Source organism: Virgibacillus proomii (genome assembly GCF_018916875.1).
In the GTDB taxonomy this organism is placed as follows: Bacteria; Bacillota; Bacilli; order Bacillales; family Amphibacillaceae; genus Virgibacillus; species Virgibacillus proomii_B.
The window spans coordinates 285308-311442 of sequence record NZ_JAHLNO010000004.1; the positions used below are offsets into that span (position 1 = coordinate 285308).

Annotated in this window: 28 protein-coding genes and 1 other annotated feature; of the genes, 27 read left to right on the forward strand and 1 reads right to left on the reverse strand. The window is 36.9% G+C overall.

The features are described 5' to 3' along the window. Positions 1–81 precede the first annotated feature (81 nt). The 26 genes from KQI21_RS02580 to yajC all read left to right on the forward strand — a co-directional run bounded on the left by KQI21_RS02580 (position 82) and on the right by yajC (position 23984). Positions 82–1353, forward strand: coding sequence for a bifunctional folylpolyglutamate synthase/dihydrofolate synthase (locus tag KQI21_RS02580; protein ID WP_216482679.1), 1272 nt, complete (start codon positions 82–84; stop codon positions 1351–1353). Between the two features lie 103 nt (positions 1354–1456). Further along, positions 1457–2350 (forward strand): SPOR domain-containing protein, encoded by an 894-nt coding sequence (locus KQI21_RS02585; RefSeq protein ID WP_216482454.1) that lies wholly within the window; start codon positions 1457–1459, stop codon positions 2348–2350. A 159-nt stretch (positions 2351–2509) separates the two neighbouring features. Next, positions 2510–3202: a RadC family protein gene (gene radC / locus KQI21_RS02590; protein WP_301281718.1), complete on the forward strand. Its 693-nt coding sequence runs from the start codon at positions 2510–2512 to the stop codon at positions 3200–3202. Between the two features lie 670 nt (positions 3203–3872). Continuing rightward, on the forward strand, positions 3873–4913 hold the full coding sequence (locus tag KQI21_RS02595) for a rod shape-determining protein (RefSeq protein WP_301281719.1): 1041 nt from the start codon (positions 3873–3875) through the stop codon (positions 4911–4913). Between the two features lie 12 nt (positions 4914–4925). Then, the gene (gene mreC / locus KQI21_RS02600; RefSeq protein ID WP_216482456.1) at positions 4926–5810 is read left to right on the forward strand and encodes a rod shape-determining protein MreC; all 885 of its coding nucleotides are present in this window, start codon (positions 4926–4928) and stop codon (positions 5808–5810) included. Next, positions 5810–6349, forward strand: a complete 540-nt coding sequence (gene mreD / locus KQI21_RS02605; RefSeq protein WP_216482458.1) for a rod shape-determining protein MreD — start codon at positions 5810–5812, stop codon at positions 6347–6349. Before mreC ends, mreD begins: the two co-directional genes overlap by 1 nt. 80 nt (positions 6350–6429) lie before the next feature. Further along, positions 6430–7119: a septum site-determining protein MinC gene (minC, locus tag KQI21_RS02610; protein WP_216482460.1), complete on the forward strand. Its 690-nt coding sequence runs from the start codon at positions 6430–6432 to the stop codon at positions 7117–7119. Beyond that, positions 7112–7912: a septum site-determining protein MinD gene (gene minD / locus KQI21_RS02615; protein WP_216482461.1), complete on the forward strand. Its 801-nt coding sequence runs from the start codon at positions 7112–7114 to the stop codon at positions 7910–7912. Before minC ends, minD begins: the two co-directional genes overlap by 8 nt. Positions 7913–8296: 384 nt before the next feature. Next, positions 8297–9067 (forward strand): M23 family metallopeptidase, encoded by a 771-nt coding sequence (locus tag KQI21_RS02620; protein WP_253291252.1) that lies wholly within the window; start codon positions 8297–8299, stop codon positions 9065–9067. Next, positions 9051–9920 carry a M50 family metallopeptidase gene (locus KQI21_RS02625; protein WP_253291253.1) on the forward strand — a complete coding sequence of 290 codons (870 nt, stop codon included), beginning with the start codon at positions 9051–9053 and terminating at the stop codon, positions 9918–9920. Before KQI21_RS02620 ends, KQI21_RS02625 begins: the two co-directional genes overlap by 17 nt. A gap of 384 nt (positions 9921–10304) precedes the next feature. After that, positions 10305–10379 (forward strand) — a sequence feature (ribosomal protein L21 leader region). Positions 10380–10394: 15 nt separating this feature from the next. After that, positions 10395–10703 (forward strand): 50S ribosomal protein L21, encoded by a 309-nt coding sequence (rplU, locus tag KQI21_RS02630; RefSeq protein WP_216482462.1) that lies wholly within the window; start codon positions 10395–10397, stop codon positions 10701–10703. Between the two features lie 11 nt (positions 10704–10714). Next, positions 10715–11044, forward strand: coding sequence for a ribosomal-processing cysteine protease Prp (locus KQI21_RS02635; protein ID WP_216482463.1), 330 nt, complete (start codon positions 10715–10717; stop codon positions 11042–11044). A gap of 14 nt (positions 11045–11058) precedes the next feature. Continuing rightward, positions 11059–11349: a 50S ribosomal protein L27 gene (rpmA, locus tag KQI21_RS02640; protein ID WP_077321124.1), complete on the forward strand. Its 291-nt coding sequence runs from the start codon at positions 11059–11061 to the stop codon at positions 11347–11349. A gap of 291 nt (positions 11350–11640) precedes the next feature. Then, complete coding sequence (locus KQI21_RS02645) at positions 11641–12180, forward strand: Spo0B domain-containing protein (RefSeq protein ID WP_216482464.1); 540 nt, start codon at positions 11641–11643, stop codon at positions 12178–12180. A 4-nt stretch (positions 12181–12184) separates the two neighbouring features. Then, the gene (obgE, locus tag KQI21_RS02650; protein ID WP_216482466.1) at positions 12185–13468 is read left to right on the forward strand and encodes a GTPase ObgE; all 1284 of its coding nucleotides are present in this window, start codon (positions 12185–12187) and stop codon (positions 13466–13468) included. Positions 13469–13623: 155 nt separating this feature from the next. Further along, the gene (gene pheA / locus KQI21_RS02655) at positions 13624–14481 is read left to right on the forward strand and encodes a prephenate dehydratase (protein ID WP_216482467.1); all 858 of its coding nucleotides are present in this window, start codon (positions 13624–13626) and stop codon (positions 14479–14481) included. 427 nt (positions 14482–14908) lie between these two features. Further along, entirely contained in the window at positions 14909–15844 is a 936-nt protein-coding gene (gene safA, locus KQI21_RS02660; protein ID WP_216482469.1) for a SafA/ExsA family spore coat assembly protein, read from the forward strand. A 762-nt stretch (positions 15845–16606) separates the two neighbouring features. Further along, on the forward strand, positions 16607–17350 hold the full coding sequence (gene nadE, locus KQI21_RS02665; protein WP_216482470.1) for an NAD(+) synthase: 744 nt from the start codon (positions 16607–16609) through the stop codon (positions 17348–17350). A 70-nt stretch (positions 17351–17420) separates the two neighbouring features. After that, the gene (locus tag KQI21_RS02670) at positions 17421–17957 is read left to right on the forward strand and encodes a YhcN/YlaJ family sporulation lipoprotein (protein ID WP_216482471.1); all 537 of its coding nucleotides are present in this window, start codon (positions 17421–17423) and stop codon (positions 17955–17957) included. Positions 17958–18806: 849 nt separating this feature from the next. Next, complete coding sequence (locus KQI21_RS02675) at positions 18807–19538, forward strand: YebC/PmpR family DNA-binding transcriptional regulator (RefSeq protein WP_216482473.1); 732 nt, start codon at positions 18807–18809, stop codon at positions 19536–19538. Between the two features lie 96 nt (positions 19539–19634). Then, the gene (gene ruvA, locus KQI21_RS02680; protein WP_216482475.1) at positions 19635–20237 is read left to right on the forward strand and encodes a Holliday junction branch migration protein RuvA; all 603 of its coding nucleotides are present in this window, start codon (positions 19635–19637) and stop codon (positions 20235–20237) included. Positions 20238–20254: 17 nt separating this feature from the next. Beyond that, positions 20255–21268: a Holliday junction branch migration DNA helicase RuvB gene (gene ruvB / locus KQI21_RS02685; RefSeq protein WP_216482477.1), complete on the forward strand. Its 1014-nt coding sequence runs from the start codon at positions 20255–20257 to the stop codon at positions 21266–21268. After that, the gene (locus tag KQI21_RS02690) at positions 21255–21452 is read left to right on the forward strand and encodes a DUF2905 domain-containing protein (protein WP_216482683.1); all 198 of its coding nucleotides are present in this window, start codon (positions 21255–21257) and stop codon (positions 21450–21452) included. The genes ruvB and KQI21_RS02690 overlap by 14 nt, the downstream gene beginning before the upstream one ends. Before the next feature lie 19 nt (positions 21453–21471). Next, on the forward strand, positions 21472–22506 hold the full coding sequence (gene queA / locus KQI21_RS02695) for a tRNA preQ1(34) S-adenosylmethionine ribosyltransferase-isomerase QueA (protein WP_216482479.1): 1035 nt from the start codon (positions 21472–21474) through the stop codon (positions 22504–22506). 53 nt (positions 22507–22559) lie between these two features. Continuing rightward, positions 22560–23699, forward strand: coding sequence for a tRNA guanosine(34) transglycosylase Tgt (gene tgt / locus KQI21_RS02700; RefSeq protein WP_216482481.1), 1140 nt, complete (start codon positions 22560–22562; stop codon positions 23697–23699). A 24-nt stretch (positions 23700–23723) separates the two neighbouring features. Then, positions 23724–23984, forward strand: a complete 261-nt coding sequence (gene yajC / locus KQI21_RS02705; protein WP_216482482.1) for a preprotein translocase subunit YajC — start codon at positions 23724–23726, stop codon at positions 23982–23984. Between the two features lie 773 nt (positions 23985–24757). Here the strand turns inward: yajC and KQI21_RS02710 are convergent. After that, entirely contained in the window at positions 24758–25144 is a 387-nt protein-coding gene (locus KQI21_RS02710; RefSeq protein ID WP_216482483.1) for a TIGR04086 family membrane protein, read from the reverse strand. A gap of 268 nt (positions 25145–25412) precedes the next feature. On the opposite strand from KQI21_RS02710, the gene KQI21_RS02715 reads away from it, so the two are divergent. Continuing rightward, positions 25413–25646, forward strand: a complete 234-nt coding sequence (locus KQI21_RS02715; RefSeq protein ID WP_216482485.1) for a hypothetical protein — start codon at positions 25413–25415, stop codon at positions 25644–25646. Positions 25647–26135 lie beyond the last annotated feature (489 nt).

A 26135-nucleotide genomic window follows, 5' to 3' on the forward strand; every position in this document is an offset into this window, starting at 1 on the left:
TGTTTGAATAGTATATGTAATCGGTTTTTACTGGATAAATCTAAAAAACATTTATGAGAGGATTGTACATAATTGCAAGCAATGAAGCAAATAGAATCATTTTTAACGAAACGAAAAAAGTTAGGAATAAAGCCCGGATTAGAGCGAATGGAGCTATTGCTCAAGTTGCTTCAACATCCGGAGCGTCAACTAACTGCTATTCATATTGCTGGAACGAATGGAAAAGGGTCTACCTCTGAATATATCAAGCAGGGACTCCAAGCAAACGGCTATACGGTGGGTGTTTTTACGTCACCTAGTTTAACAGGGCTACGCGGTCATATTGTTTTTGGAAATAAGCCTATTTCTGAGAAATCCTTTTTAGCTAGTTGGGAAGAAGTTTATCCAGCTATCGAGTCACTAGATGAAAAAGGAATGCACCCAACGGAGTTTGAAATTTTGACTGCAATTGCGTTTCTCTTTTTTTCAAGACATGCAGAAATTGCAGTCATCGAAGCAGGAATGGGAGGAAGAGAGGATACAACGAATTGTCTTCATCCCATAATATCGATCATAACAACGATTGCGAAAGATCATACGGCATACCTTGGGGATACAATCACTGATATCGCTTCCCATAAAGCTGGTATTATTAAACGAAAAACACCTGTTATTATCGGAGAATTGCCACAAGAAGCGAAGGATGTTGTGAAAGACGAAGCAGTAAGTAAACAGTCATCCATCTATCAGTTAGGCAAGCAATTCTATTTTCGTCAACTTCCTTATTCAGATAACCAACTAAACATGGAGTGGAAACTAGCTGGTGAAAAACCAATACAGCTTACATTATCCATGTGTGGAAAGCATCAATTAGCGAATGCCTCACTTGCATTGATGGCTTTACATCTTCTAAGACAGAAAGGGTTAGCTCTGGATTTAGTTTGCGTCCAATCAGCGTTTAAAAAGGTGCAATTAGAAGGAAGGTTTGAGTTAGTTTCTCAACAACCACTGGTCATTGTTGATGGGGCACATAATCCTGAAGGTATAAAAGCTTTTAAAGAAACGGTAGAAAGCTATTTTCCAAATCGAGAACGTCATCTATTATTTGCAGTATTTAAAGACAAGGATATGGATAGGATGATCGGGCAATTGCAACATACATTTACATCCATTAATCTTACAACATTTGATCATCCGCGGGCAGCAAGTGTACGTGAATTACAGAAGTTTGAAGTTAAAAATAAGATTCAAGTCCATCCTTCATGGATAAAAGCAGTAAAGCGAATGAATAGTCAAGAAGCTGTTTATTTTATTACTGGATCCATCCATTTTATATCTTTAGTTCGCGCTTATCTAAAACAGCGAAACAAATAAGATTATGTAGAAGATTTTCTTAAATTGCTGACAAGCTTCGTCTTACTTTTTAGTCCTGCTATGCTAGAGTTGAGAGGAACTCTACGAGTAGGGAGGAAAGACAGTGAATGAGGACAAGCGTAAAATAACTGTATGGAAGAACGGAAAACAAGTAAAACTGTCGATGCACCAACCGAGCAGTAATGACTATGCTTCCGGAAAGAAAGAACAAGCTGCTACATTATCTGATGTGGACGAAGAACCAATCCCAACGTATACGAGAATAACAATAGATGAGGAACCCGAGCCCCATCCCTTTTTAAAGATGTTAATAAAGTTTAAGCCTGTTATCGTTGCAGTTGTTTCTGCCTTACTTATTGGTTCATTTCTTGGTGTAATGCTATTAAAAATGTTTGTAACTATTGATAATAACGGAAATGCAAGTGAAGAAATTAACCAGGTAACGGCTATTAACAATGATGAAAAACAAACTAATGCAACTTCAACTACTATCATTGAACCGCTCCAAGCTTTTGTCATACAAGCAGGAGTATTTTCTACCGAAGAAAATGCTAAAAGGTGGCAAGCAACATATCAAGACATTGGTTTTCCTACGGTTGTCTGGGAAAAGGATCGTCAGTATTACTTATTGTTAGCTGCTGCCCCTACAAAAAATAAAGCGACAGAGCTCAAGAATCAAGCAGCTTTGTCAAAAATGGATGTGTATGTAAAAGAATGGGAAACGGATAAAAAAGAGCTTGCTTTAACAAAGGAAGAAAGCAAATGGCTTGAGAGTTTCATAAACACGTGGGAAAAAAGTATGGAGCAACAGACATTTGATAATGATACATGGGCTTCTTTACAAAAAACGGTTCCTGAAGGTTCAAAAAAATTCCAAGATTTATCAACTTTAATGAAGCAGTATATCAACATTAAAAATCAAGTTGATCCTTTAGAAACAGGCACGCAATTGTTAACGTTGTGGCATACACTATTTGTTTCACTGGAAGCAAAATAACTGATCTTGTTTAACGAATCATCGTCAATTCTACTTTTTCACTAAAGGATAAAGGAATTTTAAAGTTAAATTGCCCACTTATTTTATTAAAATGGCTGTTTGTCTATGATGTTTTTCCTTTGTAAGATATTAGTTATATCTGACAAAGGAGGAGATGTAATGGTGATGTCGCCAATTATGATGAAAGACGTACCAAAGCTTGACCGACCAAGAGAAAGATTATTGAACATTGGTCCAAAACATGTGTCCAATGCTGAATTGCTTGCTATTATTTTAGTTAGTGGTACAAAGGAAGAATCTGTTATTTCACTTGCAAATCGGGTTTTGATACATTTTGAGGGACTAAAACTATTACGTGATGCAACCATTGAAGAATTAATGACCATTAAAGGGATAGGTACAGCAAAAGGAGTCTGTATCTTAGCGGCTATTGAATTGGGTAAGCGAATGCAGAACATAGTCTCTAAGGAGCGGTATGTCATTCGTTCTCCTAAAGACGGAGCGGACTACGTAATGAAAGAAATGCGTTCATTAAAGCAAGAGCATTTTGTTGCTCTTTTTTTAAACACAAAAAACCAAATTATCCATCGGCAAACGATTTTTATTGGTAGCCTTAATTCTTCTATTGTGCACCCCAGAGAAGTTTACCGTGAAGCCATAAAGCGCTCAGCAGCCTCGATTATTGTAATCCATAATCATCCTTCTGGTGATCCAACTCCTTCCCAAGAAGACATCCATGTTACGAGAAGATTGACCGAATCTGGTAAAATGATCGGTATTGAACTTTTGGACCATATTATTATTGGCGATCATACATTTACTTCTTTAAGAGAAAAAGGATATATTCAATAATCTATTAAGTTTCTTGGAAACCAAATATATAAAGTCTATGCTCAAAAGAGGATGAAAAAGCTCAAAGTTGGTGAAGATTACAACATCATTAGAATAACTTAGCTTATCGCCAAGTCTTTAGCGAAAGCTGTAGTTTTTCTTATACTATAAACCCTAAAATTTTATACTTTCCTATAGTATTAAAAAAGAATTTTTTCTTCGCTCGATGTATTCCTTTCTTTTAAAATCAGGTACTAGCACGTCCTCTACAAGAAGTTCAGATAGAAGTGGTGCAGTTTCGAGTAAAGAAAGTGTATGTCGTTAAGCACAGCTTTGAAGAAATTCGCTTGCGTTATTTTTACTGGACTTTTTGTCCATCCTTTATAAAGAAAGAAGTATCCAGATTTAAGATAAATAAAAAACTACTATAAACACTATCTATTTTACTTTTTTTTTCGTATAATATTATAGACGAGTCATTGGTTAAGCGCCATTTTTCAATTAGTTATGGAAAGTGGCGCTTGTTGAGCTTATATTTAGAGAGTAAGCCTATCCTAAGATTGGAGTAGGGATATATAAGCATATAAGAATTGTTTTACTTTTTGTTAAGAAAACGAGATAATAAAAGTTAACTATGGAAATAACTACATAATATTCACTCACATGTATGTTACTGGAAAGGGAGATTTTTTTGGGATTATTTAGTTTTTCTCAGGATTTAGGTATAGATTTAGGTACAGCAAATACGCTTGTATTTGTAAAGAGCAAAGGTGTAGTTGTAAGTGAACCTTCTGTAGTGGCAAAAAATAACCGAACAGGAGAAATTGAAGCTGTTGGTAGCTCTGCACGCAATATGATTGGACGTACGCCGGGAAATATTACCGTTATTCGGCCAATGAAAGACGGGGTAATTGCTGATTATGATACGACATCAATTATGATGAAATATTATATTAATAAGGCAATGAAAAACCGTTCGTATTTTGCTAAAAAACCAAATGTCATGGTTTGTGTACCCTCTGGAATTACCATGGTTGAAGAAAGAGCGGTTATTGATGCAACGAAACAAGCTGGAGCTAAAGAGGCTTTTCCAATTTCTGAACCTTTTGCAGCGGCTATTGGAGCTGGGCTTCCAGTTTGGGAGCCGACGGGAAGTATGATTGTAGATATTGGTGGAGGAACGACAGAAGTAGCCGTGATTTCTTTAGGAGGCGTAGTCACTAGCAGGTCGATACGAACTGCTGGAGATAATATGGATGAAGCAATTACGAACTATATTCGTAAGTATTATAATTTGATGATAGGTGAAAGAACCGCTGAGTCCATAAAATTACAGATCGGTGTAGCTGGAGAAGTAACAACGAATGAAGAAATTGATATACGAGGTCGTGACCTTTTAACTGGCTTACCAAAAACGATTACTATTACTGCGGAAGAAATTTCTAAGGCGTTAAAGGATACGGTGGATTCCATTGTTGATGCTGTGAAGAATACTTTGGAAAAAACACCACCAGAGCTTGCTGCAGATATCATGGATCGGGGCATCGTGTTGTCTGGCGGAGGTTCTTTACTAAAAAATATAGATAACGTCATTAGTGAAGAGACAAAAATGCCCGTATTTGTGACGGAGAATCCATTAGAAAGTGTAGCGATAGGTACTGGGAAATCATTAGAATACATTCAGCATTTCCGATCCCAAGCGAATGTGTCCTCTCGCTCTACTATGGAATAAGTTGGTGTTCTTATGTCTTTTTTACGAAAAAAGAAATTATTTATCTTTTTAATCGCCTTCATCTTAATTGTAGCGTTAATTGGTTTTTCTTTAAGGGATCGGGAGGACCTGACAATAGTAGAGGAAATTGTCAATGACACAGTTGGTTGGGGGCAAACGATTATTCATGCTCCAATTAATTTTGTAACAAATATCATTACTAATATAGATGACTTTAAAGATACGTATAATGAAAATCGTATATTAAAAGAAAAATTAGCTGAATATAAAGGCCTTATTTATGAGGTTCAAGAGCTTAAAAAGGAAAATGAAGATTTGCGGAATACACTGGAGCTTACAGAGTCGGATTCGATACGGCATTATAAGCCGATTCAAGCAGCGGTTATCTCGAGGTCACCAGAACGTTGGTTAGAGCAGATAACGATTAATAAAGGGAAAGACGATGGTGTAAAAGAAAACATGGCTGTCATTACACCAGAAGGAATGGTTGGCAAGGTTCTGACGCCGTCTAAAAATACGGCTACCGTACAATTACTTACTGGGTTTGACCAATTTAATCGTATTTCTGGAATGATTTCCCGGAAAGAAAAGGAAAATAATATTTTCGGAATGATTGAAGGCTTTGATAAAGAAAGCAAGCATTTAATCTTTCGGATTATTGAAGAGTCTAAAAAAGATGTTAAAAAAGGCGAATTGGTAGTTTCATCAGGAATGGGCGGTGTCTTTCCTGCTGGGTTACCTATTGGAAAGGTGAAAGAAGTCGTTCCAGACAAATATGGATTGACAAAAACTGCTTTAGTAGATCCATCCGCAGATATTTATGAGATCAATCATGTTATAGTTGTGGATCGTTCTCTGCAAACGGATAATATAGAAAGTGAAAAGGAGGGCGAGTAATGAAACGCGTATACTTGCCTCTCATCCTTTCTCTAGTTCTTGCTCTTGAAGGCGTAGCATTAGAGTTGCTGCCTAGCAATTTATTAAGAACAGACCTATTGATCGTTCCGCATTGGGTACTTGTTATTCTGGTGTTTCTGACGATTTTTTATGATTATGATAGTACGTACTATTCAGTAATGTATGCATTAATATTTGGCTTGTTAGTTGATATTGTTTATACGGATGTATTGGGTGTATATATGTTTTCATATGCTCTAACCATTTACGCAATTCATAGTATGAAAAAACTTTTACACGGTAATATTTTTGTAACAGTTTTATTAGGTGCGGGTGGATTAGTACTTAGTGATATTATGATTTATCTTATTTATATGATTGTTGGATTAACAGATACTGTTTGGGTGGATTATTTATCTAGTCGTCTCCTACCAACCGTATTGTCCAACTTACTCTTTCTGCTCGTTTTATATCCAATTCTTGCTAAGAGGCTTATGAATTGGAGAAAAGAGCATATAAACAAAGACAGTATGCTATAATTAGACGGCTTTTCTAAATGGATAGAAAACAGTTCTCAATGCTAAGCCAAGTTTTCTAATGGATAAAATGAGGTGAACGTGTGGCACAGGAGAAGAGACAATTAATCACTATGAAAGGCACAAAAGATGGATTAACTTTATTTATCGATGATTCCTGTTCGTTTAATCAAGCGTTGCAGGAGCTAAAATATAAAATGAATGAAAGTAAACCTACAACTACAGAACCCGTTGTGGCTGTACGAGTGAAATTGGGCTCGCGTTATCTGCGAGAAGAGCAAATATCAGAGTTAAGACAGATCATAACAAATGAAAATCGCTTCACCATTCATTCCATTGAATCTGATGTTGTATTGCGAGAGGAAGCTCGCCAATGGCAAGCAAATAGTGAAATTAAGGCGGTCAACCGAATTGTCCGTTCTGGCCAAGTCCTTCATGTCACAGGTGATTTATTGCTTATTGGTGATGTGAATCCAGGTGGAAAGGTAATGGCTACTGGTAATATCTACATAATGGGAAATTTGCGTGGTATTGCGCATGCAGGGGTCGACGGGGATACGCGAGCATTTATAGCAGCATCTTATATGAACCCTAGTCAGTTAAGGATTGCACATTATATAAGTCGTGCTCCAGATTATGAATCTGATGGTGTGTATATGGAATGTGGGCTGGTTGATGAAGAGCAAGATAAGATAATTATTGATCGACTCCAGGTTCTTCCACAAAAGCGTAAAGAAATTAACAGATTCGAAAGGAGAATGCAAAATGGGTGAAGCGATCGTTATTACATCTGGAAAAGGTGGAGTTGGAAAAACAACGACTACAGCGAATATAGGTACAGCTTTGGCTTTAATGGAGAAAAAAGTATGTTTGATTGATACAGATATTGGTTTAAGAAACCTAGATGTCGTTATGGGGCTTGAGAATAGGATTATTTATGACATTGTCGATGTGATTGAAGAAAGATGTAAGCTAAAGCAGGCACTAATTAAAGATAAACGATTTGATTATTTAACATTATTACCAGCTGCTCAAACAAGCGATAAATCTTCTGTTACAACAGATGGAATGAAACGGATTATATCGGAACTCAAACAAGAATACGATTATATTCTTATTGACTGTCCTGCAGGTATTGAACAAGGATTTCAAAATGCGATTGCCGGCGCAGATAAAGCAATTGTTATTACAACACCAGAGAAATCTAGTGTTCGGGATGCAGACCGAATTATTGGGTTATTAGAAAAAGAGGAAGTGGTAGAACCGCCGCGTTTAATTATCAATCGTATACGGAATCATATGATGAAAAATGGAGATATGCTTGATATTGACGATGTACTGCAAATTTTATCCATTGACTTAATTGGCATTGTCATTGATGATGATGAGGTAATTAAAGCATCTAATAAAGGAGAGCCTGTAGCTTTTAAACCAAGCTCGAAAGCATCGATTGCTTATCGTAATATTGCAAGAAGAATACTAGGGGAAACGGTGCCTTTACAAAGTTTAGATACAAATAAAGGAATGATGCAAAAGGTAAAAGAGTTTTTTGGTATACGTGCTTAATTTGCATGCACGTATCTGTTAGATGGTTCACAATTAATACTACTAATTCTTCCGACTGTATAGAAATGTAGGGGAATCCCTGCATTTTTTATTTTACTATAGGAAAGTATAAAACTTTATGGTTTATAGTATAAGAAAAAATATAGCTTTCACCATAAAGACTTGGCGATAGGCCAAGTTTTTCTAATCTAGGAAATTATATCTCCTGCCTACATGGCGAATAATTTTTTGAAAGAGGAGTGTTGTTGTCCTAGCCTAAGCGCTAAAGCTAACGAGCAAACTTCGATATCTTCTGGTTTTTATAAAAAATGATTCTCTCATTTCTAACATATATTCTCATGCTACTTCATAGACTTGTACAAAAGCATCAGAAGGAATGTGAAGATGATGAGCAAAAGAATTAAGCAGGTACGCCGATCGATTGAACAAAGAAAAAAAGTTCGTGGAATTCAAACAAACGGAATTGCGCAGCAGCAGATGTTTTCTCCTTTTGTACAAGAAGAAGAAAAGCACGGTTATTCGCCTATCTACGATGATTCAGGATCATCTAGTACGATGAAAAGTAAAGTGGTAAGTAATTTTTTATTAAAAGCAATTCTTTCTGTTCTGCTATTTTTATCTATTGCTATTCTTTGGCAAATTAATTTACCTCAGTTAGAAGAACCTAAAGCTTGGTTAACGAATGCCTTGACAGAGGAATTTCCATTTGCCAAAGTTAATGCGTGGTATCAAGAAACATTTGGAAGCCCCCTTGCACTTTTACCTGGAAGTGATTCAGCGGTCGAATCAAAAGATAAACAAGCAATGCCTGTTAATGGAAGCGTGTCTGAATCATTCCAAATGAATGGGACAGGAATAAAAATAACACCAGAGGGAAAAACAGCTGTTACAGCATTAAAACAAGGTGTGGTAATTTTTGCAGGAAATGATCAAAAAACGAAGCAGACAATCATTGTGCAACATCCTGATGATAGTCAAACGACGTATGGTTTTTTAAGTAATATTGATGTTCATTTGTACCAGCATGTATCTGCCAATCAAGTAATTGGTCAATTTAATCCTAGCAAAGAAAATAAATCCGTTTACTTTTCTATCGAAATGGACAACCAATATATTGATCCAGTACAGGTGATTCAAGTTGACGACGTGGAATAATCTATTCCCAAAAATTCACTTTCATCCAATACTACTATTGTTTATTATGATTTCTTTTCTTACTGGTACATTTGTAGAGCTGTTTATTTTATTCTCTATCGTTCTGTTTCATGAACTTGGTCATTATTTAATGGCTGTTAAGTTTAACTGGCGAATACGGAAAATAATGCTCTGGATATTTGGTGGAGTAATGGATACAGAAGAACACGGAACAAGACCAATTTATGAAGAAATGTTAGTTATTTGTGCAGGGCCATTTCAGCATCTGATTCTTCAGTTTATCATCGTCATCGTCTCCGAAGCCCATTTATTTTCGCAGTCCATTTTGGATTTGCTTTTTTATTATAATACCGTTATCTTTTTATTTAATTTATTACCTATTTTCCCTTTAGATGGGGGGAAATTATTGCAGTTATTCATGTCAAAATATATTCCGTACAAAAAATCCTATTATTTTACAGTTTTCTTTTCCATGGTTGTATGTCTTTTATTGATTATATTACAGCTCACAGTATTTTCATTTACATTAAGTACCTTTTTTCTGTTTATTTTTTTGTTTATGGAAAATAGAATGGAATGGAAACGGCGAACGTATGCATTTATCCGATTTTTACTTAAACGTTATGAAAAGCGTAATAAGTTTAGAAAACGAACGAGTCAAATTCAAGTTATGGCTAGTGATTCTTTAATGGATGTATTTTCAAATTTTTACCGAGAAAGAAACCATACGATCTATATTAAATATCCTAATCATACAACTCAAGTTTTGCATGAATCTGTATGTTTGCACCATTTTTTTTCTAAAAAGAGTTATATTCAAACAATCGGGGAGGTAGCAGATAAAATGAAGTGAAACTTTATTCCGTGGGGCATTTCCTTCATTCCCTACGGCTAAGAACTTGATCAAATGGTTATCATCTCGAGCGTCTTTGAAAAAACGCGATGTGTCGCTGTCGTAGTCTTCCATGTCCCTGAAAAAGTAAAGCGCTTTTTCTACATGTGAGTATATTCAAGAAGTTTTCTCCTACTGAATGAAGTTTCACTTTATTTACAAATAAGAGCGCCAATTCGGTAACGGATAAGTTTTACTTATTCCTAAAAACTAAAAATTAGGGAATGAAGCTGTTTTCTTTGTTTCCTATTTATTAGCCCCAATTTTATTGTAATAATATTACAGAACAACCTTGACAAATTATAAACATACATGGTAGCATAAATACGTTATTCAAAAGTAGCACCAGTGCTACAACCGCACAGAATAGGTTTAAAATCCCGGTTTGTGGGTACCTGTATGGCGAGTCTGAGTAAAATAGGAGGTGCAAAACGTATGTATGCTATTATTGAAACAGGTGGCAAGCAAATCAAAGTAGAAGAAGGACAAGAAATCTACGTTGAAAAAATTGCTGCAGACCAAGATGAAACGGTTACATTTGAGAAAGTTCTTTTCGTAGGCGGAGATGATGTGAAAGTTGGAGCTCCTTATGTTGATGGGGCATCTGTAACTGCAAAAATTGCTAAACATGGACGTCAAAAGAAAGTGACTGTTTTCAAATATAAACCAAAAAAGAACTATCATCGTAAACAAGGTCATCGTCAACCGTATACAAAGTTAGTTATCGAGAAAATTAATGCATAAAGGATTAGCCTATGATTCAAGTAACTGTATTTCGTGAGGGTGGACAAATTAAAGCATTTGAACTTTCAGGACATGCTGGAAGCGGTCCGTATGGATATGATTTAGTATGTGCTGGAGTATCTGCCGTTTCAATTGGTTGTGTAAATGCAGTTATGACTTTATGTGAAGTAGATCTTGTTATTGAACAAGGCGGTGATGGTGGTTATCTTCATGTAACGATACCAGATTATATCTCTAAGCAAAAGATGGAGCAGGTACAGCTGTTATTTGAAGGGATGCTAGTATCACTAACTTCCATTGAACAAGAATATAATGAGTTTATTCATATTCAAACGAACTAAGGAGGTGCATTGTTATGCTACGTCTTGATCTTCAATTTTTCGCAACGAAAAAAGGGGCGGGTAGCACAAAAAACGGTCGTGATTCTGAAGCTAAACGACTAGGTTCGAAGCGAGCTGATGGTCAGTTTGTTACTGGTGGATCTATTCTTTATCGCCAACGTGGTACAAAAATTTACCCTGGTGTAAATGTTGGTCGCGGTGGGGATGATACACTATATGCAAAAGTTGACGGTGTTGTAAAATTCGAACGTTACGGTCGTGATCGTAAAAAAGTAAGTGTTTATCCTGTTGCAAAAGAAGCATAAGGAATAAAAAAACTCCAGCCACATGTTGGCTGGAGTTTTTTACACATGAAGACATCGTAAGATTTTAACGGAAACCCATCCAATATTGTGAAAATTAGGTGATGGGCTTAGTGTAGTAAGGTAATTTTCGCTGTGCTAAAACTTATCACGAACACAGTTTTTTAATAAGATCTTTCAATTTTTTAGGATAAATATAATTAATTCCTTGATGGAACGTTTTCTTCCAGCAGATGATGAATGAACTTTTTGAGTTTTTCTGTTATACTTTTTGACATGGTGGGAGGACGTTATATGAAAGCGGAAGATGTTGTTCAGCTTATTCAACATTACCGGCATGATTTATTGAATCATTTACAAATTATTCATGGTTATGCTTCTATGGGAAACATCAAAAAAGTAGAAGAAAAGATAACAAAGGTCATTTCTTCGTATGACGAAGAACGTAAATTAATGTATTTACAAGCAGTTGAATTTTTTATATGGGTGCTTGAATTTCCATACATGTATGAAGATTTACGATTAGAATACGATATACATACAGAAAAAAGCTCCATTTCCCGATCAGATATACACATAACAAATCAATGTAAACAATTGATGCGACTTATTCAAAAGATAAAACATGAAGATGATCTGGTAAATATTCAACTGAAAGTAAGTAATGAAATACACCACATGCTGAAGTTTTATTTAGCTGTTTATGGTCTGGAAAATAAGCAACAGCTAAAAATACAGCTTGAAAGAACAAGTTTTCCTTTTTCCATATCCTTAATAAATGAGACAGACAGTATAGCATGTTCCTTTCTAGTTCCTTGTGATGAAAAGAGGTGAATGTATGTTTGTAGATCAGGTTAGTGTCTATGTTAAAGGAGGAGATGGCGGTAATGGGTTAGTTGCTTACCGCCGTGAGAAATATGTTCCTAAAGGAGGACCAGCTGGTGGGGATGGCGGTAACGGCGCAGACGTTATCTTTAAAGTAGATGAAGGATTGAATACCCTAATGGACTTTCGATATAATCGTCATTTTAAAGGAAAACGCGGCGAAAATGGCATGAGTAAAAATCAACATGGAAAAAATGCTAGTCCATTAATCGTTTTTGTACCACCGGGAACTACTGTCATAGATGAAGACACGAATGAAATAATTGCTGATTTGACAACGCATGGTCAGCAAGCGGTTATTGCAAAAGGCGGACGTGGCGGTAGAGGTAATACTCGTTTTGCAACACCGACAAATCCTGCTCCAGATATTGCAGAAAATGGTGAGCCGGGGCAGGAGCGAATGGTTAAGGTAGAACTAAAATTAATTGCTGATGTCGGATTAATCGGTTTCCCTAGTGTTGGAAAGTCAACCTTTCTATCGGTTGTGAGTGCCGCTAAACCAAAAATTGCGGATTATCATTTCACAACGCTTACGCCAAATCTTGGAGTTGTGGACACAAATGATCAGCGCAGCTTTGTAATGGCAGATTTACCTGGATTAATTGAAGGCGCTCATGAAGGGGTTGGATTAGGCTATCAGTTTTTACGCCATGTGGAAAGAACGAGAGTACTTGTTCATGTGATTGATATGGCAGCTATGGAAGGCAGAGACCCTTATGAAGATTTTGTGAAAATAAATCAGGAGTTAGAGAAGTATGATGAAAAGCTAAAGAAACGTCCGCAAATCATCGCAGCCAACAAGATGGATATGCCGAGCGCAAAAGAAAATATTACGAAGTTTAAAGAAAAACTGCAAGATAAGTATCCGGTATATGAAATATCCGCGCTAACAAAGGAAGGGCTTCGCGATATATTATTTGCTATTGCGGATAAGCTTGAAGAAATTCCAAAAGAGGCGATCGACGAAGATATAGAGGAAAAAGAAAAAGTAATTTACCGATATCGTAAAGAAGAAACACCATTTACGATTGCTAGAGATGATGATGGAACTTATGTGTTAACAGGTCAAAAATTAGAAAAGTTGTTTAAGATGACTGACTTTAATCATGATCAAGCCGTGCAGCGTTTTGCTCGTCAGCTCAGAAGAATGGGAGTAGATGAAGCGCTACGGAAGCGCGGTGCGAAAGATGGAGACACGGTACGGATTTTAGATTTTGAGTTTGAATTTATTGATTAGCGGTTAAGAATTATTTAAATAGATGAAAAAGCGTCAGTTAAAATGGAGTAGCAAATCGTCTTGGCTCGTTTCCAAGCGGTTTAGCTACTCGAACTATATGTTGTCAGAAAATTCATGTTCCAGATAATGATTGAAAAAATAAGGGGGATATAGCAGTGGCAACAACGATTGGCTATTTAGGGCCAAAAGGAACATTTACAAAGTTAGCAGTAGATAAAGCATTTAATGGAGAGGCAAAGCACAGTTTTGCTACCATACCAGAGTGTATTGATGCTGTAGAAGCAGAAAAAATAGATATTGGTGTTGTGCCGCTGGAAAATGCGATTGAAGGGACTGTACAATTAACTGTCGATTATTTAGTCCATCAAGTGCGGTTGCCTATCATGGCAGAAATTGTTGTACCAATCCAGCAACATCTTTTAGTTCATCCAGAATTCTCAGGTGAATTGGTTGATATTAAGGAGGTCCATTCTCATAGCCATGCTATCGCCCAATGTCATCAATTCATACATCAGCATTTACCGAACGCATCCATTCATTATTCATCATCAACTGGAAAAGCAGCAGAAATGATTAGTGAACGAAAAGGACCGATTGCAGCGATTGGTAATCAATTGGCTGCACATTTATATGAACTGAAGATGATCCGAAAAAATATTCACGATTTTCCAAATAACCATACACGATTTGTCGTGTTGAGTAAGAATAAAGAGTGTGTAAACATTCATCATCCTGTACAATCTGAAAAAACAACTTTACTGATTACTCTTCCAAGTGACTTTGCTGGAGCACTTCACCAAGTATTATCTGCCTTTGCTTGGAGAAAAATGAACCTATCAAAAATTGAATCACGACCAATGAAAACAGGTTTAGGCAATTATTTTTTTATTGTAGATGTAGATCAACCTTATGATAATGTTCTATTTCCCGGGGTGAAAGGGGAATTAGAAGCATTAGGATGTCAGCTTACGATTCTTGGTACGTATCCCGTCTATCAATTAGATAAGCTTTAAGAGAATGTTCAAACAGTTAGGTATAAAAAACATAGCAATTTCAGTGAGAATCTGATGAAAAATTTTAGCTTGAAGTTATCCAACGAAGTCAACCTATGTAAGTGGTCCCTCTCTTTTTAAACATCTTGTACTAACTTGACAATATTTTGAGAGAAACGGATCCAAGTCAAAAGGACAGGAAAAGCTTTAGCAGGCACACATCACATGCAGAGAAACTGTCCTTCTTTCTCCACAAGCGGCGTTAGTTGACCTTAGGTTTTTTATATGCACTTTAAGTAGTGTAAATAAACGTCGAAAAGAAATATAATAGCTATTCCATTTATATAGCTTGGCTGTGGACTTAAATTAATCAACATTTAATCTTTCCTTGCATATGTTGGTATAGAGAAATTAGCCCAGATATGACAAGAGAGGAGTTTGATTAATTTTGAAGATACACATTGTACAAAAAGGGGACACTATGTGGGAAATAGCTCAACAATATGGTGTGGATTTTGAAGAGCTAAAGCAGTTGAATAGCCAAATTTCCAGTCCAGATATGATTATGCCGGGAATGAAAATTAAAATACCAGGTTCATCAAAAGCTGTAAAGCAAAAACAACACCAAATGAAGCCAAAAGAAAAGCCGATGCACCCGTATAAAGAAATGAAAACAAAGCCAATGCCAGTGATTAAGGAAGATGACAAGAAAAAACCAAAAATGCCAAAACCCAAAATGCCAATGCCATCTATGCCGGCAATGCCTGTTCAACCCATTATGCAAACGCCAGTGATGGGGCAGGAATTTCAAAACTACACGACAATTAATTTTCCGCAAATGCCAGCAAAACCCGAGCATAAAGTGAAGCCTGTCAAAAAGGAAAAGCCAAAAAAAGAAAAGATTAAGGAGAAACCAATGCCGAAACCAATGCCAATGCCACACGTACCAATGGTGCCCCTATGCTGCTATGTAATGGACCCTTGTTACCCGCAGATTCCTTTTCAAATGATGGCACCTTTACCATATCATAGTGTAGGTATGTATCCAATGCCGCACTACGATCATCATGGACATCACCATCACCATATGCATCACGGGTCGCATGACCACCATTATGAGCACCACCATGACCATCATGACAGTATGATGGATTGGGATGATGATTGCGGGTGTGATGACACGATGCATTGGGGTTCACCGTCAATGTATCGTAGCCAAGAAGAAGAAGCTTCAGCACAACCGGTTGAATATGAGTGGCAAACACCAACCCATATGTATCCACCATTTGCTTATGGGGCAACCTATCCAATGCCACCTGGCTTTACATCCTCGTCTCATTCAAATAGTGAGCAACAATCAGATAATGAACAACAAAGTGAATAAGTTGTTGAAAAGAGACGAAATGATTATCGTCTCTTTTTTTCCATCACTCACAAGAACAAAAGCGCAAGCGCTCATTTAGCGACATATACTGGAAATCTTCTGAAGCGATAAAACCGAAACTTTATTCTGTGGAACGCTTTTTCCAAAGAATGTAGATGACCAATCAGCATTTAGGAGTCGTTATCTCATCAACGCAAAATCATTAGCACTTTTTGAATTGAGAAAAATACGTCTTTACATTCGGATAAAGGAAACATGTCTCTAAAACAGGGGTATGTCGACGCCTGAGCGGTAAGCCCGCTTTTAATCGGCCTTCCTTTAGATTCGAGTCAATGTTGGCTTATCGTAGGAAAAAGGTTGAAGTTTGCGACGAAGAACTTTTAAAAATGATATTCACTACGAAAAACAAGATCGTTTCCTAAACAATGAAAAAGGTGGCACAAAACTAGTCTTTTAATCTTTATCTAGCATATAAGATACCGTAAGACTCTCGCTTTAAGATTATAGAAAAAAATTTCATCTAAATGCCCGTTCGTTTAAAGGCCTTTAGGTCATACCCTTGGGTACTAATATTCCGTGGAAAAAGCGTCCCACGAAATGGAGCTTCCCTCTATCCTATTTTAGAATTGATCTGGACAACCATTTTTTCAATTTCTAGTATTTAATGTTAAAATAAATATTAATAAAAAATCGGCATTTGACGAAATTTTAATCATGTAATTACTGTGGACCAAACTACTAACTGAGATGAGGAGCGATAGCATGAAACAAGAAGTAGATGAAATTGTTAGTTGGTTACAAACCCAAGTTGAAAAAACAGGTGTAAATGGATTAATGGTAGGTATTAGTGGGGGGATTGATTCTGCAGTTGTTGCTGCTTTAATCAAACGAGCATGTCCTGATCATTCATTAGGTGTGATTATGCCGATTAATACGAGTGATGCAACGATGCAAGATGCGAAAGCTGTTGCTGAGGCAACGGGTATTGATTATATGACGGTTGACTTAACAGAAGTACATGCTAATATGTATCAAATGATTAAAACCCAATTAGAAAATAAACATGTGTACGAGGAACAAAATACTCAATTAGCGCAAGCCAACTTACGTGCAAGGCTACGAATGAGCACATTATATACGATAGCAACAAATTATAATTATCTTGTTGTCGGTACAGATAATGCTGCTGAATGGTATACAGGCTATTTTACAAAATATGGTGATGGCGGTGTTGATATCTTACCAATTGTGGAATTCACAAAGGGAGAAGTAAGAAAAATGGCAGAGTATTTAGATATACCATCATCTGTTAGAATTAAACAGCCTAGTGCAGATCTTTGGGAAGGGCAAAGTGATGAACAGGAAATGGGTATAAGCTATACAACAATAGATGCTTACTTGAAAGGGAAAGCTATACCAAAAGAAGATCAAGAAAAAATTGAAGGGATGCACAAACGTTCTGCTCATAAGCGAGAAGCATTACCGCATTTTTCACGGAAAAAGTAAAAATTGCCTTAAATTTACTGTGTAAAAATACCTCTCTTATCCAAACTATTCATAAATGGAGGTATTATTTATGCGGATAAAATTAGGATTAATCATTCTTATGTTTGGCGCAGTAACTGCTTGTACAAATGAGCCAACAGATAAAGCTGAAAATGGCAATCAGCAGTCTGCGCAACCGATTCATTATGAAACAGAACAAGAGAAAAGAGAGCGTCTAGGTATTCTTGAGGAAAACGATAAAAAGGAATATCCACAAAGTGAACAGAAAAAAGGAACTGAAGCCAACTTTAAAAATGGTTACTCTGACTCTTTTACAAATGAAGAAACTGAAATGATAACCCGTGCATTAAAAAATAAAACTCAAATTGTACAAGCACAAGTTGCAGCAACGGAAGACCGAATTATCGTAGGTGTCATGTTAAAAGATGATGTAAGACAGGATATTGGGAATGAAATTAAGCAAGAGGTAAAGAAACTTGTTCCAAATTCGAATAAAGAAATAATTGTCTATACCGATGAAGAACATTGGAATAAAATGAAAAACTTAGACAACAGATTGAAGCCAAAATATAACGGCGAAAAATTGGAGGAATTTCTCACTCCGTAAGACCATATGTATTAAACTTAGATGAATAAAAGCAACGGACTTCAAAGAACTAATTAGAAAAACTTGGCTTGTCGCCAAGTCTTTAGCGAAAGCTGTAGTTTTTCTTATACTATAAACCATAAAATTTTATACTTTCCTATAGTAGAACAAAAGCTAGAAGCGGTTGGTTGTAAAGTAAAGCTTCATTCAAGGAGCGTTTTTCTCCTTGAAAAAGAAGAACGCTTTTTATTCGTGCGATGATTCTTCGAGAAGTCTTACTTCTCCTTGAAAAAGAAGGTCACTTTTTCTGCGTGCGATGCCTATTCAAGAAGCTTTTCTTGTCCTTGAAAAGGAAAGCACTTTTCTGCGTGCGGTGTAATGCTCCCGTAGCTTTTCTTGTCCTGTCGCCAAACGAATCGGGAATTTAGGAGACGTTTCTATCATAAAGTTCGAAAAATAATAAGCAGATTTTTTTAAAAGGTAGAAATACGGCTCCTTACATTCGGAATAAAAAAACATGCCTCTAAAACAGGGATATGCCGACGTCGACAAGCCCGCTTTTAGTCGGCCTGAGCCGATGTGGACTTATCTAATAAGAATAGCGAAGTTTACTTGTTAGCTTTAGCACTTAAGCTAGAACGAAGCAACTCTTCAAACAAGTTATCACAAACTGGAAACAACTGTAATTTTATGATAATTAAAACGTGACATTTCAAAAACACTTTATGAAATGCCAACAACACATAAATATTACCTAAATTTTTGTCTGAAGTTTTACTTCAACAAAGTACTTCTATGCACTATCTCTTTAAGAATTAGACTTTTTTTGATATAGTAATAAAGGAAATTTCTAGAGAGGAGAATGTCCTCATGGCTGGTCATTCTAAATGGAAAAATATTCAGAGAAGGAAAAATGCACAAGACGCAAAAAAGGGAAAAATCTTTATGCGTCATGCAAAAGACATTTACACTGCTGCTAAGCAGGGAGGCGGTGATATGACAACAAATCCGAGCCTTCGTTTAGCTGTTGAAAAAGCAAAGGCAGATAATATGCCAAATGATAACATAGATAGAGCAATTAAGAAGGCAACAGGGACATTAGACGGCGTTAGCTATGAAGAGCTTACCTATGAAGGATACGGTCCTGGTGGTGTAGCTGTTATCGTTCACGTATTAACGGATAATAAAAATAGAACCGCAGCGGATATTCGGCATGCATTTAAGAAAAACAATGGGAACTTAGGAGAAAATGGCAGTGTTTCCTTTATGTTTGATCGACGCGGTTATATTGTAATAACCGATGAAAATAATACCATGAATGAAGATGAATTAACATTGGAAGCACTAGAAGCGGGTGCTGAAGATATTCAGCCTCAAGATGGTGCTTATGAAATATTCACTGCTCCTGAAGAATTAGCCGCAGTTGTTGACCACTTAAGATCAGCAGGATACGAAATTGCTGACTCAGAGGTCACACTAATACCACAAACAACTACTACTGTATCAGAGAACGACGTAGAAAAAATGTTAAAATTAATTGAAACGTTAGAAGAAAATGAAGATGTACAAGACATACATCATAATCTTGAGTTGACGGATTAATGCTCTTAACTTCTATTTCTTTACGAAGAAATAGAAGTTTATTCATTTATGACCACTTATGATAAAATAAATGGATGAGACAAAGGAGCAGATAAAATGATTGCTTATATTAGAGGAATGCTTACATATATACAAAGTGATACGATTATAGTTGATGTAGAAGGGGTTGGCTATGAAATTATTTGTCCCAATCCATATGCATTTCAAGCTTTGGAAAATGAGAAAGTATTTGTTTACACATACTTGCATGTGCGTGAAGACGCCCAGTTACTTTATGGCTTTAAAACGGAAGAAGAAAAATATTTATTTACTAAATTAATCTCCGTATCGGGAATCGGCCCAAAAGGTGCCCTTGCGATTATGGCTAGTATTGATGTTGCAGAATTTGTAGCAGCAATAGAACGAGAAGATGAAGCGTTTTTAAAAAGTTTTCCTGGCATCGGTAAGAAAACAGCGAGACAAATTATTCTTGATCTAAAAGGAAAATTAGCTTTAGCTGTTCCACCAGTTCAAGATGAACAGGCGAAAGAAACAGGCTTAACGAACGAGGTAACGTTAAAAGAAGCGCAAGAAGCATTAAAAGCGTTAGGCTATACAGACAGAGAGATTAAAAGTGTTGTACCGAAACTACAATCAGATGCATCATTAAATACCGATGAATTGATCCGTAAAGCACTTAGTTTACTCATGAAAAATTAGGAAAGGGGGAACGATAAATGGAGGAGCGGATGGTAACTGGTGAGCTTCAAGCAGAGGATGCTTCCGCTGAGCTCAGCTTACGACCAACAACATTGAATCAATATATTGGTCAACATAAGGTGAAAGAGAATTTAAGCATCTTTATCCAAGCAGCTAAAATGCGTGAAGAACCATTAGATCATGTTCTCCTATACGGACCTCCGGGATTAGGAAAAACAACTTTGGCAGCTATCATTGCCAATGAGATGGGAGTGCAGTTTCGCTCAACTTCAGGTCCTGCAATTGAAAGGGCAGGCGATTTAGCGGCTATTCTTTCTTCGCTTGAACCAGGGGATGTGCTGTTTATTGATGAGATACATCGCCTTCCAAGGGCAGTGGAAGAAGTACTATACCCGGCTATGGAGGATTTCTATCTTGATATTGTAATTGGGACAGGCCCTAGTGCTAGATCCGTTCGAATTGATTTACCGCCTTTTACATTAGTTGGCGCTACAACAAGAGCAGGATTATTATCAGCACCGTTACGCGATCGTTTTGGTGTTTTAAGCAGGCTTGATTTTTATCATGCGGAGGATCTATGTATGATCATTGAACGTACAGCAGATATTTTTAACACAGCCATTACAAAAAAAGCCGCTATAGAAGTTGCTCGTCGATCCAGAGGTACCCCAAGAATTGCCAACCGTTTATTAAAACGGATTCGAGATATATCACAAGTAAAAGGAGAAGATGAAATTAGTCTGACTACGACAAATGAAGCATTAGAAATGCTACAAGTCGATAAACATGGTTTAGATCATCTTGATCATAAGCTACTAAAAACAATTATTACGAACTTCCAAGGAGGGCCGGTTGGTTTAGATACAATCGCTGCTACAATCGGTGAAGAAGCACAAACGATTGAAGATGTCTATGAACCGTACCTATTGCAAATAGGTTTTATTCAGCGAACTCCCCGAGGGAGAATAGTAACTACACAAGCTTATGAACATTTTGGATGGAAGGATTTGGGTGACGATGAATCTAGGTAGATTATTTTTTTTACTAGGATTAATTTTCCTTATCATCGGCATTTTATGGAGTTTTATTGGAAAATTACCTGGAGATATAACATGGAAAAAAGGAAATGTTGTATTTCACTTTCCCATTGTTACATCTATTGTAGTCAGTCTGATTCTAACAATCCTATTTTACATTCTTGGAAAGTTTCGCTAAACAAGTAAGGAGATTCATGATGAATATTGAAGAATTTGATTTTGATTTACCTGAGGAATTAATTGCACAAACTCCATTAAAGGAACGATCAGCCTCAAGGCTACTCGTATTAAATAAACAAGAAGGTTCCATCGAACATCGACATTTTACCGATATTAAAAAATACTTAAAAAAAGGTGATTGTCTTGTATTGAATGATACTCGTGTCCTCCCTGCAAGATTACACGGAGTGAAAGAAGAAACCGGTGCACGGATAGAAATTTTGCTATTACATCAAATAGCAGGGGATAATTGGGAAGTCCTCGCTAAACCTGCTAAAAAGGTAAAAGAAGGAACCGTTATTAAGTTCGGAGATGGTCGACTGCAAGCAACGTGTATTAAAATAAAGGATCATGGCGGTCGTATCGTTCAATTTGCTTATGATGGGATTTTTTATGAGGTACTTGATCAACTAGGTGAAATGCCATTACCTCCTTATATTAAAGAGCAGTTACCTGAAAAAGAACGATATCAAACGGTTTATGCTAAAGAGGAAGGGTCAGCAGCTGCACCAACTGCAGGACTTCATTTTACAAATAAGCTATTGAATGAACTAAAAGAAATGGGGGTCATCATTACCTTTATTACATTACATGTAGGTTTAGGTACGTTTCGTCCGGTAAGTGCAGATACGATTGAAGAACATGAGATGCATGCGGAATTTTATCATATGAGTAGTGAAACTGCTTTAACTCTAAACCGCGTAAAGCAAGATGAGGGCAGGATTATTTCGGTTGGAACGACCTCGACACGAACATTGGAAACAATTGCTCGTGATCAAGATGGAAAATTTGTCGAAGCAAGTGGATGGACAGATATTTTTATCTACCCTCCATATCAATTTAAAGCAATTGATGGCATAATTACAAACTTCCATCTGCCGAAATCAACATTAATTATGCTAATTAGTGCATTTGCTGGAAAAGATATGGTCATGAAAGCGTATAAAGAAGCAGTAGAACAGCGATATCGCTTCTTTAGTTTTGGGGATGCCATGATGATTTTACCCTCTTAAATAGAAGTAGCAGAAATAGATGGATAATTTATAGATAAAAGGAAGCGTAGTCTATGATACCAATTACTTATGAGTTAATAAAAACATGTAAACAAACTGGTGCCAGGCTTGGACGAGTACACACACCACATGGATCATTTGATACACCAGCATTTATGCCAGTGGGCACGCTGGCGACAGTGAAAACAATGAGTCCAGAGGAATTAAAGGAAATCGGAGCAAACATCATTTTGTCAAATACGTACCATCTTTGGCTTCGACCCGGAGAAGATATTATTAAAGAGGCTGGCGGTCTACATCAGTTTATGAACTGGGATGGTGCAATACTTACCGATTCTGGTGGTTTTCAAGTTTTTAGTCTAAGTGAAATGCGAGAAATTACAGAAGAAGGGGTACATTTTCGCAATCATTTAAATGGAGAAAAACTATTTTTATCACCAGAAAAAGCGACGAATATCCAAAATGCTCTAGGGTCAGATATTATGATGGCATTTGATGAATGTCCACCATATCCAGCAGATCATCAATATATGAAAGATTCCGTAGAACGAACATCGAGATGGGCTGAGAGGTGTTTAAATGCTCATCAAAGAAAGGAAGAACAAGGCTTATTTGGCATTATTCAAGGTGGGGAATATGAGGATTTACGGAAGCAAAGCGCTAGAGATCTTGTATCCTTAGACTTTCCTGGATACGCAATAGGAGGGCTCTCCGTTGGTGAACCAAAGGAAGTGATGAATCGTGTTCTTGAATTTACCACACCATTAATGCCAACCAATAAACCTAGATATTTAATGGGAGTTGGCTCACCGGATTCATTAATAGATGGGGCAATTCGAGGTGTAGATATGTTTGACTGTGTTCTTCCTACGAGAATTGCCAGAAACGGGACTTGCATGACTTCAAATGGCCGATTAGTGGTTAGAAATGCAAAGTACGCACGTGATTTTTCTCCAATTGATCAAAATTGTGATTGTCATGTGTGTAAAAAATATACAAGAGCTTATATCCGCCATTTAATTAAATGTAATGAAACGTTTGGATTTAGACTTACTACTTATCATAACCTATATTTTCTGTTAAAATTAATGGAGCAAGTACGAATAGCTATTAGCGAAGATCGTCTTGGCTCATTTAGGGAAGAATTCTTTGAGCAGTACGGATTTAATAAACCGAATGCAAAGAATTTCTAGCTTATGGAAGGGAGGAATAGAATTATGGAAATGTTAGCATCATTACTGCCATTAATTTTGATGTTTGTGCTTTTGTATTTCATCCTTATTCGCCCACAGCAAAAGCGACAAAAGCAAGTAAGACAAATGCAAGCAGACTTGCAAAAAGGAGATGCAGTTATTACGATTGGCGGTTTCCATGGTGTGATTCATGCTATGGATGAAGATACAGTCGTTATTCAAGCAGGTGATGGATCGAAGCTGACATATGATCGCTCTGCGATTCGTGAAGTTAAACAACAATAAAAAGTTTTTCGCGCTATCGGAGTAAGCAATAGACTAAAGTCTGTTGCTTCTACCACGCGAATGGAAAGACGCTACATAAAAAAACAACACAGAGAGATTTTCTCCTGTGTTGTTTTTTGTCTTGGTAAAAAATTGAAAGAAAGGAACAAATCATAGAAAACCTAGATATGGATTTTATTCTAGGAACCTTTATCTGTTTCCGATGGGGATATCTTTTTAAAATACTTCGTCGTCTAGCTTAAGCGCTCGAGCGACTAGCAAACTTCGATCTCCTTCCTGCGATAAGTCAACATCGGCTCCTCCAAAGTCGCCGTGTTTTCTTTATCTCGTCAGGAGTTCTCCAGTTTGTACGTCGCTAACCCGAGCGCTTCTTCTTTTGATGTCTAGCTTAAGCGCTCGAGCGACTAGCAAACTTCGATCTCCTTCCTGCGATAAGTCAACATCGGCTCGAATCTAAAGGAATACTGACTAAAAGCGGGCTTGCCGCTCAGGCGTCGGCATACCCCTGTTGCAGGGGCATATTTTCTTTATCCCGTATTAAGTGCCATAAATCCTCCCTTCAAGAGTTAAAGAGGAGAATACGGAGAAGGAAAAAAGGGAGAAAACGGCACCTAAATGCCCGATTGGTTTAAGAGCCTTTGGGTCATACTCTTACGGTACTAACATTCCGTGTAAAAAAGCGTTCCATGGAATGAAGTTTCCCTTTATGTCGTCAGAAGACCTCCAGTTTGTGCGTCGCTAGATGAACGTTTTTCGCTTCGTTCTTTTTGGATTTAGTTTTCATTCATTGGCCCACCACTAAGATTAACGCCTATTGTACCGCCAAATAAAGCCACTGCAATGTAACCAAGGTGGTGTAAACCTTGTTCCAGTGAAAAACCTTGCTGATACCCTAAGTACTGCACGGAGAAAATAAATAATGTGAAACCTGCTCCAGTAAGTATGCCAACGATCCACCCTTTCGCTTTTCCCTTAGCTCCTGCTACTAATCCCCCAAGAAATAGAGAGATAAGACCAATAACAAAGGTGATCCATGATAAAGCGGGATCACTAAACGTAGTAAACCGAAGCAATAGAGTTAAAACAAAGCTCGCTACCATTATTAAACCTAATACAACAATCCATCCATATAATAACGCAATCCATTGTCTTTTTTGCAATTCACTGAACCCTCCTTTTAAGATTGTCCGCTTACTCCATTCTATTCATTAGGGAAAATAATAGAAGAAAATATTTTCTTTTTTTATATATAGTGAAGTAAGCCATATAAAATTGACTCGCATTAAATTAGGTGGGAAATGGAAATTGTAATTGCTTCACTAATTTTTATTTGCTGTTATTTTCTATTATGACCGAACGGATAAATCGAGCAGTTATAACATTGACAGGTGAAGTTCTATTTTTAACAGGTATCTATTCTATTGAGCAATGTTACTTTCGCTATATCGATTGGAAAACGATTGCTTTATTGTTCTCCATGCTGGTATTGGTAGCTATTACAGAAAAACAGACCTATTCTTTTTTATTGCTATTCGTTTTGCTCAACGGGTAAAAGGAAACCCGATACCCCTATTAATAGGAGCAGGTGTATTATCAGGGGTAGGTTCAGCTTTATTGGATAATGTAACTACCGTCTTTAATATTCGCTCCAGTAATGCTTAAAATAACAAAGCTGTTAAAGTTGCCTGCTTTTCCTGATTAGATGATTTATTTGGATCTAATATGTTGGGCGTTGGCGTTAGATGCTTGCTTAGGAGGAAATGTAACGTTGATTAGAGTTCTGTAAATGTGGTAGTAGCAGACTTGGCAGAGGTGCAAAACAAAAAATTCCTTTTATTCGTTTTTTGCTTTATGGCCTGCCGCTTGTTATTATTTCTTTAATCATATCTACGCTTTAAAACTATCCAAGGTATTTGGTAAAAAATTTCTCCGTCCTTTTGATATGTTCCCCTTGAGGTAAACAGATTAAAAAATAAAATTTGTTTTTCCTTAGAAGGAGCTTTTTATGTCCAATAAGTTTTACTCAAGTCAGTTTAAGTACAAAGTGTTATTGAATATAGGCTATTGAATAAGAGAATTATGTACAAAATATTGTATTTCGGTTAGGGCATAGGAATAATCACCGGCCTGTCTTTAAGACAATAGAACTGG